Origin of the sequence: Paenibacillus sp. FSL R5-0470 (genome assembly GCF_037975205.1) — a bacterium.
Taxonomy (GTDB): Bacteria; Bacillota; Bacilli; order Paenibacillales; family Paenibacillaceae; genus Paenibacillus_AQ.
Genome location: NZ_CP150238.1, coordinates 5,203,289 through 5,219,818 on the forward strand (window position 1 = coordinate 5,203,289; position 16,530 = coordinate 5,219,818).

Annotated in this window: 13 protein-coding genes; all 13 read right to left on the reverse strand. The window is 45.1% G+C overall.

Annotated elements, in window-relative coordinates:
- Positions 1 to 10: 10 nt before the first annotated feature.
- Positions 11 to 1,417, reverse strand: a complete 1,407-nt coding sequence (murF, locus tag MKY99_RS23070) for a UDP-N-acetylmuramoyl-tripeptide--D-alanyl-D-alanine ligase (protein WP_339266551.1) — start codon at positions 1,415 to 1,417, stop codon at positions 11 to 13.
- Positions 1,414 to 2,901 (reverse strand): UDP-N-acetylmuramoyl-L-alanyl-D-glutamate--2,6-diaminopimelate ligase, encoded by a 1,488-nt coding sequence (locus tag MKY99_RS23075; RefSeq protein ID WP_339266553.1) that lies wholly within the window; start codon positions 2,899 to 2,901, stop codon positions 1,414 to 1,416. Before MKY99_RS23075 ends, murF begins: the two co-directional genes overlap by 4 nt.
- A gap of 55 nt (positions 2,902 to 2,956) precedes the next feature.
- Positions 2,957 to 4,882: a stage V sporulation protein D gene (locus tag MKY99_RS23080; protein WP_076299654.1), complete on the reverse strand. Its 1,926-nt coding sequence runs from the start codon at positions 4,880 to 4,882 to the stop codon at positions 2,957 to 2,959.
- Positions 4,883 to 4,962: 80 nt separating this feature from the next.
- On the reverse strand, positions 4,963 to 7,128 hold the full coding sequence (locus tag MKY99_RS23085) for a penicillin-binding transpeptidase domain-containing protein (RefSeq protein ID WP_339266555.1): 2,166 nt from the start codon (positions 7,126 to 7,128) through the stop codon (positions 4,963 to 4,965).
- Positions 7,129 to 7,239: 111 nt separating this feature from the next.
- Positions 7,240 to 7,632 carry a septum formation initiator family protein gene (locus MKY99_RS23090; RefSeq protein ID WP_076284765.1) on the reverse strand — a complete coding sequence of 131 codons (393 nt, stop codon included), beginning with the start codon at positions 7,630 to 7,632 and terminating at the stop codon, positions 7,240 to 7,242.
- 23 nt (positions 7,633 to 7,655) lie between these two features.
- Positions 7,656 to 8,609 (reverse strand): 16S rRNA (cytosine(1402)-N(4))-methyltransferase RsmH, encoded by a 954-nt coding sequence (rsmH, locus tag MKY99_RS23095; protein ID WP_042190866.1) that lies wholly within the window; start codon positions 8,607 to 8,609, stop codon positions 7,656 to 7,658.
- A gap of 36 nt (positions 8,610 to 8,645) precedes the next feature.
- Entirely contained in the window at positions 8,646 to 9,083 is a 438-nt protein-coding gene (gene mraZ / locus MKY99_RS23100; protein WP_036683674.1) for a division/cell wall cluster transcriptional repressor MraZ, read from the reverse strand.
- A gap of 364 nt (positions 9,084 to 9,447) precedes the next feature.
- The gene (locus MKY99_RS23105) at positions 9,448 to 10,719 is read right to left on the reverse strand and encodes an adenosylhomocysteinase (RefSeq protein ID WP_188114736.1); all 1,272 of its coding nucleotides are present in this window, start codon (positions 10,717 to 10,719) and stop codon (positions 9,448 to 9,450) included.
- A gap of 122 nt (positions 10,720 to 10,841) precedes the next feature.
- On the reverse strand, positions 10,842 to 12,473 hold the full coding sequence (bshC, locus tag MKY99_RS23110; protein WP_339266557.1) for a bacillithiol biosynthesis cysteine-adding enzyme BshC: 1,632 nt from the start codon (positions 12,471 to 12,473) through the stop codon (positions 10,842 to 10,844).
- 231 nt (positions 12,474 to 12,704) lie between these two features.
- Complete coding sequence (locus tag MKY99_RS23115) at positions 12,705 to 13,625, reverse strand: ATP-binding cassette domain-containing protein (RefSeq protein ID WP_042190873.1); 921 nt, start codon at positions 13,623 to 13,625, stop codon at positions 12,705 to 12,707.
- The gene (locus tag MKY99_RS23120) at positions 13,622 to 14,617 is read right to left on the reverse strand and encodes an ABC transporter ATP-binding protein (RefSeq protein WP_042190876.1); all 996 of its coding nucleotides are present in this window, start codon (positions 14,615 to 14,617) and stop codon (positions 13,622 to 13,624) included. Before MKY99_RS23120 ends, MKY99_RS23115 begins: the two co-directional genes overlap by 4 nt.
- A gap of 11 nt (positions 14,618 to 14,628) precedes the next feature.
- Positions 14,629 to 15,543, reverse strand: a complete 915-nt coding sequence (locus MKY99_RS23125) for an ABC transporter permease (RefSeq protein WP_042194363.1) — start codon at positions 15,541 to 15,543, stop codon at positions 14,629 to 14,631.
- Between the two features lie 33 nt (positions 15,544 to 15,576).
- The gene (locus MKY99_RS23130) at positions 15,577 to 16,509 is read right to left on the reverse strand and encodes an ABC transporter permease (protein WP_042190878.1); all 933 of its coding nucleotides are present in this window, start codon (positions 16,507 to 16,509) and stop codon (positions 15,577 to 15,579) included.
- Positions 16,510 to 16,530 lie beyond the last annotated feature (21 nt).

Below are 16,530 nucleotides of genomic sequence, written 5' to 3' on the forward strand. Positions count from 1 at the left end.
CTCCATTTTTTTAGGTCTCTTTAATCTCTTTATTAAGGCTCTGAAGCACTTCCTCAAGCCTCATCCCTCTAGATCCTTTGAATAGTACAATATCCTTGGAACTGCTTTTCTCGATAAGGACGGCTGTTAATTCTGACTTATCCGTAAAAGCCAGCACACGCTCGTTTCCGAATCTTTCCTTTGCAGCTTCTGCAATATGGACTGACAATGGACCATAGGTATATACAAAATCAGTCACTGCGGGGTCTAGGTAGTAGCCAATTTCTTTATGAAACTGTATTTCATCCGGCCCAAGTTCCAGCATGTCCCCCAGTACTGCGATTTTTTTGCCACTGCATTTCATAGTTTGAAGCACATCAATGGCCGCCTTCATAGAAGTCGGACTCGCATTATAAGCATCATTCAAAAGTGTAAGCCCGGAAGAAGTCCGAATCACTTCAATCCGCATGCCCGTCAACTTAAGCTTACTTAACCCATTCTCTACATTTTGTTCTGTAATTCCAAAATGGCGAGCAACCGCTAGTGCAGCCAACGCGTTAACAACGTTATGCTGGCCTGGCAGCGGTAATGTAAAAGCATGTTCCTTATGAAGGCTTGACGTAAACGTCATACCACCACTATGGGACATCATCCCAGTCGGATAATCATCATTATCTCCGTTCAGGCCGAAACGGAAGGACACCATCCCCTCCGGAGCCTCAAAAGTGGACTCTTGCATTACCTCAGTCAGCAGCGGTTCATCACCGTTATAAATTAGCAGTCCACCTGGCTTTAGCCCTTCGACTATTTCCAGCTTGGCACGGGCGATTTCTTTGCGGGATCCCAGTTGCAGCAGATGTGACTCACCTACATTAGTAATGACTGCAACATCTGGTGCAGCCAAAGAAGCCAGCAGAGCAATTTCTCCCCGCGAGCTCATACCCATTTCAAGCACTGCAATCTCTGTATCCTCAGCCATGGATAGAATCGTGAGCGGAAGACCAATATGATTATTGAAGTTTCCTTCTGTCTTGTGCACCTTGTACTGCGTTTCGAGCAAGGCCATAATGATATCTTTTGTCGTTGTTTTGCCATTACTGCCCGTAACTGCGACAACCTTCGGAGCGACCTCATTTAAATACGCAGCGGACAGCTTCTGAAGCGCCTCTAGCGTATCTTCAACAATTATGACTCCGCCACCCTCAGGCGCAGGACCTTTATCACGCTGCCATATGGTCCCTGCAGCACCAGCAGCCATAGCTGTAGCTGCATAATGATGACCGTCAAATTTGTCTCCCGTTAGAGGAACAAACAGGCAACCTGTAGTTATCTTACGGGAGTCAGTAACGACGCCCGTAAGTGGTATATTCATAGCTTCGGCAGCAGGAAGTTCCCCTGCGCACATCACAGCAATTTGTCCCAGTGTTCTTGTAATCAATAGCTTCGACCCCTTATAACTTCTTTAGCGACGATGCGGTCATCGAAATCGTGAACCACTCCGCCAATCAGTTGATAGGTCTCATGACCTTTCCCCGCAATCAATACTACATCGCCAGAGCTTGCCATTTCAATAGCCTTCCCAATTGCTTCTCGGCGATCAACAATCATATGATACCGGTCAGAGGTGACTCCATCCTCTACTAGTCCTGCTTCTATATCCTTCAGAATTAGCCCAGGGTCCTCCGTCCGAGGGTTGTCAGAGGTTACGAATATCATGTCGCTATATTTTGCAGCTATCTTACCCATTAAAGGACGTTTCGTGCGGTCTCTGTCTCCTCCGCAGCCAAACACAGTAAGCACTTTACCTGTAGCAAATTCGCAGACCGTTCTTAATACATTTTCCAGCCCGTCTGGTGTATGTGCATAGTCAACGATAACGGCATATTCTTGCCCCTCATCTACTGACTCTACCCGTCCAGCTACCCCATCAATCGCCTCAAGACTAGTCTTGATATCTGACAGTGACACATCTTCCAACAACGCTGCCGTAATCGCCGCAAGTGCATTATAGACATTGAACTTACCAACCATACGAAGCGAAATGTCCGTCTCACCCTTAAACGTATCTACATGGAAAAAAGTTCCTTTTGCAGTGATCGAGATTTGCGAAGCTCGGACATTAGCGTTGTTATCAATGCCATATGTAATCACTTCCGCTGCAGTTTGGGTTGCAAAATAGTGGCTCGCCTCATCATCAGCATTAAGCACCGCATATTTGCGTTCTTCTTTCCAAGGAGAGATCACATTTCCTAGTCTAGAGAAGAATAGACCTTTAACCGCCCGATACTCCTCCATTGTATGATGATAATCCAGATGATCCTGGGTTAAGTTCGTAAATATTGCTGTACGGAAGTCCGCACCCTTCACACGTCCTTGCTGAAGCGCATGGGAGGAGACTTCCATGACGCAACATTCCACACCTTTGGAGGCCATATCATGAAGCGAGCGCTGCAGATCTAGCGATTCTGGAGTGGTGCCTGACATAGGGTAGCTTTTGCCGTCATAGCGCATTTGAATGGTCCCAATCAGACCCGTCTTCATATTCTGGTCTTGCATAATTCGCTCAATAAGATAAGTCGTAGTTGTCTTCCCGTTTGTACCCGTAACCCCGATCATTCTCATTCGGCTGCTAGGTGAGCCAAAGAATGCATTCGACATGACAGACATCGCAAAACGGCAGTCATCCACAACGATCTGTGGGATATCAAGCTCTAGCTTATGCTCACATACGATAGCAGATGCTCCAGAGGCTACGGCTTGCGGCGCAAATTTATGTCCGTCTACGGTGTGACCCGGTAAACAGATAAACAGATCACCCGGACTTACACGGCGGGAATCCGTCTGAAGATCAGTAATCTCCACCTCCCCGTCCCCATATAGACGCGAAGTAGCAAGACAAGCAGATATTTCATTAACTTTCATAGTAATCCCTCACTCTACATTTTCGGATACAAACTGAACCCTTATACCTTTATCATTATTCACTAGAAGCTCCCATATAAATCCTGATGGTTGAGCCCTGTTCTACTCTTGCCCCAGCTTTCGGAGCTTGATTGATGACCGTATTGCCAGAGCCTGAACGCGCCAGATTAAAATTCATATTTAAATCCTCATAGATATCTTGTACGGTTGCACCTGTAAGGTCAGGCACGGTCACAATCGGAGTTTCACCATACTTATAAGTTTTTGGAAGCTGATCACTACGCTCAGGAACCTTCATATAGTGCAGCGAGTCTTCCAAAATATTTTGCACGATTGGAGCTGCAACTACACCCCCAAACTGAATCCCTTTCGGATTATCCACTGCAGTGTAGACAACGATCTGCGGATCATCCGCCGGCGCAAAGCCAATAAAAGAAACAATGTGCTCTGTCGGAGAATAACGTCCATTTACAACCTTCTGTGCAGTACCCGTCTTGCCACCTACACGATAGCCGTCTATAAAAGCCGGCCGTCCCGTGCCTTTGGCAACCACGCTCTCAAGTGCTGCCCGCACCTTCTTGGATGTCTCCTCCGAAATGACCTGCCGCACAAGCTCAGGCTTCACCTCTGATACAGTCTCTCCCGTTTCCGGATTAACCCATGATTTTGTTACATGTGGTTTATAGAGATTGCCACCATTGATAGCCGCGGATACCGCAGCAATCTGCTGGATAGGTGTAACCGAGACCCCTTGGCCGAAGGCCGTAGTCGAAAGCTCCACCGGACCTACTTGACTAAGTTTGAACAGAATCCCATTAGATTCTCCGTTTAGATCAATTCCCGTTTTGCTGCCGAAACCAAAATCACGAATATATTTGAAGAGGGTTTCTTTGCCCAGCCGTTGCCCAAGAGCAACAAAACCAGGGTTACAGGAGTTCTCAACCACCTGAAGAAAGGTTTGGCTGCCATGGCCGCCTTTTTTCCAACAGCGCAGCTTCGCACCCGCCACTTCGATAAACCCAGGATCATAGAAATGATCATTTTGCAGGTCTACCTTACCTTCTTGCAGTGCTGCAGCAAGTGTGATGATTTTGAACGTCGAACCAGGCTCGTAAGTCATCCAAATGGGCAAATTCCGATTATAGATCTGCGGATCATATTCCTTATATAAACCCGGTTCATAACCCGGTCTACTAGCCATGGCCAGAATTTCACCATTCTTCGGATTCATCGCTATAGCCCAAGCACCCTGCGCCTGATATTTTACCATAGCTTGATCCAGCTCACGTTCCATAATGGATTGAATCTGTTTATCAATCGTCAATTGCAGATTAAGTCCATCCTGAGGGGCAGAATACTTCTCCGATGATCCAGGCATGAGTCTTCCACCTGCGTCAGACAAATACGAAATATTGCCTGCTATTCCTTTAAGTAAATTATCGTATATGTTCTCGACCCCGGTAATCCCTTGGTTATCAATACCTGTAAAGCCTAGTATATGCGCGGCAAGATCGCCGTACGGATAATATCTTTTGCTATCCTCAGCGACAACGATGCCCGGCAACTGCAAATCACGGATGCTCGCGGCAAGTTCCATCGTAATTTTGCGGCCGCCGGGCTGTAGTTTCACCGACATTGATTTTTTAGTCAGCAAGCTCATCAGCTTCTCCTCGGTCATCCCAAGCAGAGGCGCCAACTGCTGCGCTGTCTTTTGCTTCTCCTTCACCTGCACAGGCACCGCATAAACCGTAGGCGTACTGATATTATAGGCCAGTGGAATACCTTCACGATCCAAAATTTCACCACGCTTGGCTGTAAAAGGAATATTGCGGCGCAAGGAATCTTCTACCTTGTCACTTAATTTCTCGCCTTGAGATAATTGCACAAAGCCAAGACGCACGACCAGCGAACCGAATAACACTGCCAGTCCCAGCAGCGTCCACAACATTCTCCGCCGTGTTACGACCTTCGAAACCTTCATTCCGTTCTCCCCCGCTTTCACCTATAGACATGAGCTCTTATCTTCATGACTATTCGGGACAAACAGGGGTTAGAACAAGCCTATGGCCCACTCTCCGATTCCGTACCCTCATCAGCAGTCGAAGTTGCAGGATCCTCTTCACTCTTATCATTTAATGGTTTCAGCTTCAAAGTAACCAATGTTTTGCCGTTCTTTGTTCCTTCAATCTGTTCCGAGACATATCCTTCGCCTTCTACCGCAATCTCCACTTTTAGAAGTGTTAGAATCTCAAGCGCATCACGCAGCGACTCTTTTTGTAAATTTGGAATGGTAGGCTTGTCCCCTTGCTTGCTTAATAGGTATATACGCTGACCTTGAGCAAGCTTCGTTCCAGCCTCTGGATATTGGGTTTCCACAGAAGCTTCTTCACCGACAACTTCAAAATCAAATCCTTGATCCAGAAGTGTCTCTCTTGCTTCCTTCATCGTTTTGCCCATCAGATCAGGTGTGGTCCGGAGCACAGGCGCTTCAGATTCAACTGTTTTTTTACTATCCTTATCGCTAGTTTCAGTCGCTAACTTTGGAACTCCCATGTATTGCAGAGACTGAGATACGATTTCTTTAAATACAGGAGCTGCAGCTTTACCTCCGCCAACCTCAACGTTCGGTTCATCAATAATAACAATAACAGCGATCTTTGGATCATTCACAGGCGCATAACCAATAAAGGAGACCAGTACTTTGGACTTCACGTAGTCCTTACCTTCAACCTTGATAGCCGTTCCTGTCTTACCTGCGACACGGTAACCTTCTATGTGAGCGTTGCGTCCTGTACCTTTGACTTGGTCGGCAACTACCTGCTCCAAGTATTCACCGGTTTTCTTGGCGCTTGCCTCATCAATCACCTGACGCACTACACTAGGCTGAGTAACCTTAGTGTCTCCGGTGTTTGGGTCCGTAACCTCTTTTACCACATATGGAGTCATCAGTTTCCCACCATTGGCGATAGCAGATACAGCAACCAATTGTTGAAGCGGGGTAACTAGCACTTTACCATGCCCATATGCAAGTGTAGCAATTTCGATAGGACGTCCAAGGTTAGGGTTAACGACCCCACTGGCTTCCCCTGGCAAATCGATCCCTGTCTTCCCATTAAAGCCAAAATCATCAATATACTGTAAAAGTCTATCTTGTCCGAGCATTTCATAAAGTTTTACAAAAAGAACGTTACTAGACCGCTTCACACCTTCCAGGAAACTGATTTGCCCCCAGCCGGCACGATTAATATCATGTAATGCCTTACTGTATCCCTTAATTCTGATAGATCCTGACAGAAATGTAGCTACGGGATCAAAAAGCTTCTCTTCTACAGCTGCAGCAAGTGTTACAATTTTGAAGGTCGAACCGGGCTCATAAGTTGATTTGATAGCATGATTGTAGAAACCCGCTGCATCAGCACCCGTATCCATATATTTATTAGGATCAAAGGTAGGCATATTCGCCATCCCCAAAATCTCCATCGTATTCGGATCAGCAGCAATGACACTCATACTTTTCGGCTTATATTGCGCATATGCCTTTTCCATGGCCGCTTGTATATATTGCTGGATTGTACTGTCGATTGTAAGCTTGAAATTACTTCCATTTACTACAGGTTTATAGGTATCTTTTGAATCCGGCAGCTTAACCCCTTGACCGTCACTTTGATAAAGCAGCTTGCCATCGGCTCCCTTAAGCTGTTCATCCAGGGATTTTTCCAGACCCATAATCGCCTTGCCATCTCGATCTGTATAGCCTAATATATGCGCAGCAAGCGAACCCTTAGGGTAATATCGTTTCTGCTCTCTAACAAGACCAATCCCAGTCTCTTGAATTTTATGCTCTTTACCTAGGGCTACATAAAATTCTTTCACCTTATCAGCAAGTTCCTGATCGATCTTCCAGCCTTCGTTACGAACCTCACGATTCTTGAGATATTTACCATTCTCGTCTTTCGCTTCAACCAGCTTCCGCAGCTCATCTTCTGGCTTGCCGAGTAGCTCATGCAATCCCTTGACGACCTCATCACCAATTCCCTTTTCAGCAATGACTGCCGGGTTTACAACCACAGTATAAGCAGGAACATCACTTGCGAGCACACTCCCATTACGGTCAGAAATCGTTCCTCGCTCTGCTTTGATAGTCGAAGTGTGCGCCCAAAGTGTAGCAGCCTTTTCTTGCCATTCTGAACCCTCCATAACTTGAATCCAGAACACTCTAGCTATCAAAACAAGAAAAAAGAGGGTAATACACCCTCCTATAAACAGCGTGCGAAGTTTTATTCTCTTTACCATAAGCGAACCTCACAATTTTTTTATTGCGATCTTGCCAATCGCTCACTAATTATCGCCTTCTGTCGATATCGGATTCGCCGGAATAAAGATTGTAGCATTTTCATCCGGTGCTACGTATCCAAGATCCTTTGCCTTTTGGGCAACCTTCTGCTCCAAGTTCTGCTTCTCCATCTCAAACGTGGAAATTTGCTTCTTAGCAGTCGCTATATCCTTATCTAATTTCTGGGCCTGCAAGTTCAAATCATAAATATGAACGTAACGTGAAATCAGGGTGATAGCCACCAAAACGCATACTCCTAGCGTCAGCATATACAAAAGTTTCTCTTGCAGCGGAAGTACTCTTCGTTTGGTAACTACTTTTGTCTTCTCGCGGTAAAGGGGGTTTACCTCTTCTTTTCTTTTGGGCTGAACTGCTAAATTGCCGCGGGTATAGGCCATCTCTGACTCTCCTTTATCGTCAATTACAATTTTTCTGCAATGCGCAGCTTAGCTGAACGGGCTCGAGTATTAAGCTCAAGCTCTTCTTCAGAAGGCACAAGCGGTTTGCGGTTGATTAACTTAAGCGTGCCTTTCGCGCCACATACACAAAACGGAAAGTCAGGCGGGCATGTACATCTGCTTAAATAGCTGCTTAGTATTTGCTTGCAAATTCGGTCCTCGAGTGAATGAAAAGTGATAACGGATACTCTACCTTCTGGTGCAAGGCAACGTACTGCGCTATGTAATCCTTCTTCAAAAGCACCCAACTCGTCGTTTACAGCAATCCGTAAACCTTGAAAGCTACGTTTAGCGGGATGTCCTCCCGTTCTTCGTGCAGCCGCCGGAATACCTTCCTTGATAAGCTCAGCTAATTCTCCTGTGGTCTCCACAGGACTTTCTTCTCTTCTGTCTACAATTTTCTTAGCGATTCTCCGCGAGAACTTCTCTTCTCCATATTGGAAAAGCACACGGGCAATCTCCTGCTCAGACCACGTATTCACAATATCAGCAGCCGTTAATAGCGCTGTCTGATCCATCCGCATGTCCAGCGGAGCATCATGATTGTAACTAAATCCGCGTTCTCCCTCATCAAACTGGGGAGAGGATACGCCAAGATCAAAGAGGACTCCATCCACTTGGGGAATGCCATCTTTTTGTGGTACAAAGGGCACATCCTTAAGTACACTCTCCAGATCACGGAAATTGGTCTTAATGAGTACAACCTTGTCTCCGTATTCAGCTAGTCTTTCTTTTGCGTTCTCCAGAGCCCAATCATCTTGATCCAAACAGATTAATCGGCCTTCGCCGCTAAGTTTGGAAGCAATTAGTGCGCTGTGGCCTGCTCCACCGAGAGTGCAATCTACATAGATTCCGTCTTTTTTGATGTGCAGCCCTTCTGTCGCTTCTTCTTTAAGCACCGTGATGTGGTGAAACAAGCTGCATCCCTCCAGGACAGTATTCGATATTGTGTTTTATAGATCAAAATTGAAATCCACCAATTTTTCGGCAATTTCGTTGAACGATTCCTCGGACTGTTCGAAGTACTGCTCCCATAGCTCTTTGTTCCAGATTTCCACCCGGTTCGAAACGCCCAGAATAACACAGTCTTTGTCCAGTTTGGCATACTGCCTTAAATTGGCCGGCAGATTTACCCTTCCCTGCTTATCCCATACACATTCTGTCGCGCCTGAGAAAAAAAAGCGACTGAATGCACGGGCATCTGATTTCATCAGTGAAAGGCTTTTTAGCTTTTGTTCCATGATTGCCCATTCTTCCATGGGATAAACAAATAGACACGAGTCTAGACCACGGGTCGTCACAAAGGAGGTTCCAAGCAATTCACGGAGTTTAGCCGGAATAATAATTCGGCCTTTGTCGTCAATGCTGTGTTGATACTCTCCCATGAACATCCTTTTTCCCACCCCTAATCCCCGAATCCCCACTTTACCCCACTTTTCACCACTTAAGCATAATAGATTCGCCATTAAAAATCAAAAACCTTTTTCTGGTGAAAGGAATTTTTTGCTAAATCAGATGGATCGTTACCCAAAAAACATTTCGCCACAGAAAAAAGCCATACAATCGGAATCTTGTCCGCTGCATGGCTTTTCAAGCATAAACGTCTTCGGTGTCCTTATAAGGACGCCGAAGCGTTTAAGCGAGAAATATAAGGATAATGTATAGCGTAAAACTTATACTCTCTTATATTTTACAAAAGTTGCTTCAGTTCAAGGTACACTTGGTTAATATACTTTATTGTTGTGCGTTCCGTAATTAATCGTTCAGATTCCAGCTGTCCAAATAATCCACTTGTGCTGGAGTCAGACTATCAATGTTAATGCCCAGACTTTGCAGCTTGTAGCGTGCTACCTGCTCATCCAGCTCATAAGGAACATTCTCAACTTTTACGCCAATGCTCTTATAATTATCATTTACATATTTCAACGACAGCGCTTGTAGCGCAAAGGTCGTATCCATAATTTCGGCAGGGTGTCCATCCGCAGCACCCAGATTTACAAGTCTGCCTTCTGCAAGCAGATATAGTTTACGTCCGTCGCGAAGCTGGTACTCTTCGATATTTTTGCGAACCGTACGCTGAGATACGGATCTTTCAGACAATTCAGGCTTATTCACTTCAACGTCGAAATGGCCTGCATTGCACATGATTGCTCCATCCTTCATCACATCATAATGTTCACCGCGAATGACATAACGATTACCAGTTACTGTAACGAAGAAATCACCAACCTTAGCAGCTTCCAGCATAGGCATAACTTCGAAACCGTCCATATGTGCTTCAACGGCTTTAATAGCATCCACTTCTGTGACAACCACTTTTGCGCCCAAACCTTTGGCACGCATAGCAACACCCTTACCGCACCAGCCGTATCCTACAACAACTACGGTTTTGCCCGCAACGATCAGGTTGGTTGTTCGAATAATTCCATCCCATGCGGATTGGCCTGTGCCATAGCGGTTATCAAACAAATATTTGCAATAAGCATCATTTACTGCGACCATTGGGAACTTCAACACACCTTGCTTTTGAAGAGCTTTTAGACGAATGATGCCGGTTGTTGTTTCTTCAGCACCCCCACGAATATTCTCCATTAGATCAGGACGCTCCGAATGCAGCAATGTAGCAAAATCCCCACCATCATCAATAATCAAATCCGGTTTGCTTTCCAGCGCCTTGATATTAAGGGCTTTGAACTCTTCAGGTGACGGGTTGTATTTAGCAAATACGGTAATTCCGTCCTCTACAAGCGCCGCACATACATCATCCTGTGTAGACAGTGGATTCGATCCAGTAATAGTTACTTCTGCACCGCCTGCTTTGACTACCTTCGCCAGATAAGCGGTTTTAGCTTCCAAATGAAGCGTAATAGATACTTTTAGTCCTTTGAATGGCTGCTCAGCTTCGAACTGCTCACGGATACGGTTCAATACCGGCATATGTTGACGAACCCAGTCGATTTTCAAATGACCTTCGGGTGCGAGTGACATATCAGCCACGATACTATTTTGTTTTGATGAACTCATAATGAAACCTCCTAAAAGTTTTATGGAGCGATACTTCTATGTTTTACTTCGCAGTAAAACTCGCTTCGTAAGCATAATCCAAGTTTTGTGAGCGTTACTTTTTTGTTTTATGGAGCGTTACTTCTCTACATATAAATGATACGATGCGTCCCACTATAATCCGGTTCAATAGCCATCAGCTCATCTAACCATGGAAGTCCGTAGCGGTTCAAGTAATACATGATATTGTACACTCTTTCTTGCAGTTTACCCAGTGGCATTAACGACAGCTCGATTCGCTCCCATTGACGGATTGCAGCTTCATTCTGTTTTGCCATTGCATCTTGGGCTTTCGCTTGTAAAAAAGTGATCTGATCTAAAATCTTATCTTTATTGTTATTCCCTAGTTTTAGCAGACCTGCCTGAATGGTTCCAAGCTGCTCAATCAGTGGTTCGTACATGGCGGAGAAAGTAGCTTTGGTTTCTTCGAAACGTTGTTCAATCCCCAGCTCATCCTGTGCAGCCAACCACTCATGTCTTTTACGATCTAGTCCCTGTCTTACGTCCTCAAAGCTTAGTTGATATTTATCCATATGCTTATGAAGCGTACCTTCCACCACTGTGAAAGACATTCGCGGGATGATCAGGGGCATTTGTCCCCCAATGATCTCAAACGCACGATGCGGAATGGCCCAATAAGCAATCTCACCTTGACCTAGCACCGTTGCTAGAACCGGCAACACATAATCCTGCATAAGCGGACGTGTCAGCACGTTGTTACTGAATAGTTCCGGATGAACCTTCACTTCCTCCAGTAGTTCATCCCGGGTGAACGATACCTGGCCCTTGCGATCGGCAAAAACGCCATCTTTCTTATGAAGCAATAATCGTACACCTTCATGTATATAAAAGAGGTTGGCATTGCCTGCCGTAACGTCAGCTTGAAGCTCATACCCAGCGTTCACGATATCAGAAGCAGAATTCATGTACGCTGTTTCCAGTGCATCATTCTGCATAATTAGCGAAGTAAAGAAAGGCTCTTCTAACTTACGAAGGTTAGGATCAGCAGAATCGAGCAGGATCAGACCAAATTTACCAAATAAAGAACCCATCAGCTTGGCAAAAGCATCCGTCATACTATCTGCTCTAAACGAAGAAGATCGAATAAATTCCATAATTTGCGGTTTAAAGTCACTATCTTGAAGTAGCGCATCCAGCTGTTCCACTACTTGCTGCCAGCTTTCATCTTCTACACGAATATTACTCACCGAGGAACGTTTCTCCTCTGATTTCTCTATCTTAATCTTTGTAATCTCTTGCGTACGATTCAATACATACGTATGATTCACTTCATCCCAGTCATGATCCTCTCCTGCAATCCAGAATAATGGGACTACAGGCCGACCGAGCTGTTCTGCTGCTTCTTTTGCCGCCATAATGGTTGTCATTGCTTTATATACTACAAGTAGTGGTCCTGTAAATAATCCGCTTTGCTGTCCGCCAGTAACCACTAACGTTCCCGGCTGTTCTAAAAGTGCCAGGGAAGACATCACCGCATCATGTGAATTATGCTTTTCATTATATTGCCGTAGACATGCAGCAACTTGTGTCCTGTCTGCACGGAGACCCTCACTACGATCCAGCCATTCTGCCCGAATGCTTCTACTCTCTTTGCTTCGGAAATCCCCACCATACAAATGACTAACTTTTTCAAAATTTTCTATATAGTCGCGCGCGAGTGCAGATCCACCCGGGAGCGGTTCCTTAACAATATTCATTTGCTAGTGCCTCCAGTTCTACTGAGCAGTTATATGTAAATCCAAGTTCGTAAACTCTATATGATTGTATCCAAAGTCAGGGGCCGCGTCAAAAGAATTACATACCTGCAAAAAAGCAATGCAAGAGCAGCCGTTTTATTTTCGTATCCATTAAAATGATTATTAAATATCCCCACTACATACAAGAGGCGAGAGCATAACGCTCCCGCCTGTCTAATACTCGCTATAGATTTAAGCAAATTTTTTGCTTACCCAGTGTCCTTTGGATACTTCTACTAATTCAAAGTCACTATCATTGCTCTTTTCGTTAGCAGAATAAATAGGACTACCAAGCTCATCATGCAAGTGAATACGTTTCTTGTTCACTTCAATTTCCGGATCCGGAATTGGAATAGCTGACAAGAGAGATTTGGTATAAGGGTGGATAGGATTTGCATAAAGCTCTTCACTTTCCGCCAATTCTACCATTTTACCCAAATACATAACTGCTACGCGATCACTGATATGTTTAACCATGGACAGATCATGCGCGATGAAAAGATAAGTCAATCCCAGACGATCTTGCAATTCTTTAAGCAAGTTTACGACCTGAGCCTGAATGGATACGTCAAGCGCGGAAATCGGCTCATCACAAACGATGAACTTAGGATTTACCGCTAACGAACGGGCAATCCCAATACGTTGGCGTTGTCCACCAGAGAATTCATGCGGATAACGAGTAGCGTGATCATGGTTAAGACCAACCATATCGAGCAGCTCTTCGATCCGTTTTTTACGTTCTGCACGACTGCCAGCCATTCCGTGAATGTCCAGTGCCTCGCCGATGATATCAGAAACCGTAAAACGCGGGTTAAGTGATGCGTACGGATCTTGGAAAATCATCTGCATGTCACGGCGCATTGCTTTCATTTTGTTAGAAGGCAATTTATAAATGTCTGTACCATTATATTTCACACTTCCGGCAGTTGGCTCATACAAGCGAAGAATTGTACGTCCAGCAGTAGTCTTACCACAACCGGATTCTCCTACCATTCCAAGCGTCTCACCCTCACGGATGGAGAAGTTAATATTATCAACAGCCTTAAGAACCTTGCCTTGACCTACATTAAAATATTTCTTAAGACCTTCTACTTCTATTAGGTTCTTACTCAAGAGTACTGCACCTCCTTGGCCATCGAATGCAGATTCCAGCAACGCGCCATATGCGTTTCGCTGAATTCTGTGGCGCCGGGATCGATTTGTTCGCAAACATGCATTGCTTCATTGCAACGCGCGGTGAACGGACAGCCGATCGGCGGCTTGATCAGATCTGGCGGTGTGCCGATGATCGGAATGAGCGGCTCGCCCTTCTTTTGGTCCAGACGCGGCATCGAGCGCAGTAGACCTTTGGTATATGGATGCTGTGGATTCTTAAAGATTTCCCATCTTGTTCCGGTCTCCACAACTTCACCTGCATACATTACAATTACCCGATCACACATACCGGCAACGACGCCAAGATCATGGGTAATCAAAATGATGGAGGTACCTAGTTTTTGCTGCATCTCTCTCATAACTTCCATGATCTGCGCCTGAATGGTTACGTCAAGAGCCGTTGTAGGCTCGTCCGCTATGAGTAAAGCCGGACGGCAGGCTAGCGCGATTGCAATCATTACACGCTGGCGCATACCGCCTGAAAACTCGTGGGGATATTGGTTAAAGCGAGCCTCAGCATTTGTGATGCCAACTAATTTGAGCATCTCAATACCTTGCTTTTTCGCTTCGGCCGCTGACATTTTCTGATGTTTAATCAAAACTTCAGTGATCTGTTTGCCCACTTTGATGGTTGGGTTCAAAGAAGTCATCGGGTCTTGAAAAATCATGCCAATATCTTTACCGCGAATGGATTCCATTTCTTTCATGCTTTTGTCTAGCAGATTTTGTCCTTGGAAAATAATTTCTCCCTTTTTCACTTTAGAGGGTGGGGAAGGGATCAACCGCATAATCGATTGTGCAGTTACACTCTTACCGCTGCCGGACTCGCCGACGATGGCAACCGTTTCACCTTTGCCAATTTCAAAATTCATACCACGGACAGCTTGCACTTCTCCGCCTTTAACAAAAAACGAAACATGCAAATCTTTGACTTGTAAAATAGGTTCCATCCATAACCCTCCTATTTTTTCAGCTTAGGATCAAGCGCGTCACGAAGACCATCACCGAAAATGTTGAAAGAAAGCATGGTTAAACTGATCAGAATGGCAGGGAACAGGAAGCGCCATGGATAGTACAACCAACCGGTGAGTGAATCGTTAATCATAGATCCAAGTGAAGCGATAGGAGCTTGTACACCAAGACCCAAGAAGCTTAGGAAAGCCTCTGCAAAAATTGCATTTGGTACAGAAAGTGTAATCGTTACAATAATCGGACCCACTGCGTTCGGCAGAAGGTGTTTGAACAACAGTCTCGCAGAACCTGCACCCATGGAACGGGAAGCCAATACGAACTCGCGATTCTTGAGCTGCATAATTTCACCGCGTACAATCCACGACATCGTAATCCAACCCGTGATGGTTAAGGCCAGGATGATGGTACCAAGACTTGGTTCAAGCACAACCAAAAGCAAAATTACAACAAGCAGATAAGGAATGGAGTACAAAATTTCAGAGAATTTGTTCATGATATTATCTACACGGCCGCCGAAGAAGCCCATAATACCTCCATAGATAACACCGATAAACAAGTCGATGGCTGCCGCAGCTAGACCAACGATCAAGGAGATCCGTGCGCCGTACCAAGTACGAACGAAAATATCACGTCCAAGATCATCCGTTCCAAACCAGTGATCGGAGGAAGGGGGCTTATTGGTATTCATCAAGTCATTGGAGTAATAGTTATATTTCGAGAATAAGGGAGCGATAATCGCTGCAAGCACGATCAAGCCTAGAATCCCAAGCGCGGTCATCGCCATTTTGTTTTGACGCAACCGTTGCCAAGAATCTTTCCAGGCAGAGAGACTCTCCCGCTGAATTACCTCGGCTTCTTTTTCATCTACACCGACTTTTTGAAAATCTTCCGGTTTTAGATTCATGTTCTTTAACAAGTTATTATCAGATGCCACTCTTTAGCCCTCCTTTCCTCCACTTAATTTCATACGTGGGTCAATCAATACATAAGCAATATCAGTAATGAAACGGGCCACCATGAGTAGTACACCATAGAAAATGGTTATCCCCATAATAACGGTATAGTCACGGACACCAATCGCTTCCACGAACTGTTTACCAATACCCCCAACACCAAAGATCTGCTCGATAACAACCGAACCAGTTACGATGTTAGCTGTCATAGGTCCCATGTAAGTAACAACCGGCAGGATACCATTTCGAAGTACGTGACGACTTAGAATAGCCATCCAGCTTAATCCCTTAGCCTTAGCCGTTTTGATATAATCCGCATTCAGAACTTCAAGCATACTTGAACGTGTCAAGCGCGCTATAAATGCTATTGGCTGAGCCGAGAGCGCTGCTACAGGAAGGAAATAATAGATTGGTCCTTTAAAACCTGAAACCGGTACCCAACCCAATTTGAAAGCGAACACATACTGTAATAATGACGCGACTACAAAGCTCGGAACCGCAATCCCCAGAACTGCCAACACCATCGCGGCGCTGTCAAGAAACTTTCTGTGATAGAGTGCCGCTAACATGCCGAGAAGAACCCCAACAATAACCGCCACAACAATTGCGACGAGTCCCAGCTTCAGCGACGCTGAAAAGGTTTGACCGATCAAATGTGATACATCTTGATTCAGGCGTTTCATGGATACACCCAGATCACCTTGGATAATATCACCTAAATACTTAAAATACTGATGAGAGAGCGGCTTGTCCAGACCATATTGCTCCATCAAACGCGCTTTAATTTCTGGCGGTACTTTCTTCTCAGAAGTAAACGGATCCCCTGGAATAGCTTTCATCAAGAAAAAAGTTGCTGAAATCAGTACAAATAATGAAACCAACATATAGAAGAATTTATTTGCGACATAACGAACCATCCCCATCACACCTCCTCCGAC

Bases quoted from the DNA above. Each gene is read 5' to 3' on its own strand.
- MKY99_RS23075 (WP_339266553.1), bottom strand. From the start codon at position 2,901: ATGAAAGTTAATGAAATATCTGCTTGTCTTGCTACTTCGCGTCTATAT.
- MKY99_RS23080 (WP_076299654.1), bottom strand. From the start codon at position 4,882: ATGAAGGTTTCGAAGGTCGTAACACGGCGGAGAATGTTGTGGACGCTG.
- MKY99_RS23090 (WP_076284765.1), bottom strand. From the start codon at position 7,632: ATGGCCTATACCCGCGGCAATTTAGCAGTTCAGCCCAAAAGAAAAGAA.
- mraZ (WP_036683674.1), bottom strand. From the start codon at position 9,083: ATGTTCATGGGAGAGTATCAACACAGCATTGACGACAAAGGCCGAATT.
- bshC (WP_339266557.1), bottom strand. From the start codon at position 12,473: ATGAATATTGTTAAGGAACCGCTCCCGGGTGGATCTGCACTCGCGCGC.
- MKY99_RS23120 (WP_042190876.1), bottom strand. From the start codon at position 14,617: ATGGAACCTATTTTACAAGTCAAAGATTTGCATGTTTCGTTTTTTGTT.
- MKY99_RS23125 (WP_042194363.1), bottom strand. From the start codon at position 15,543: ATGAATCTAAAACCGGAAGATTTTCAAAAAGTCGGTGTAGATGAAAAA.
- MKY99_RS23130 (WP_042190878.1), bottom strand. From the start codon at position 16,509: ATGGTTCGTTATGTCGCAAATAAATTCTTCTATATGTTGGTTTCATTA.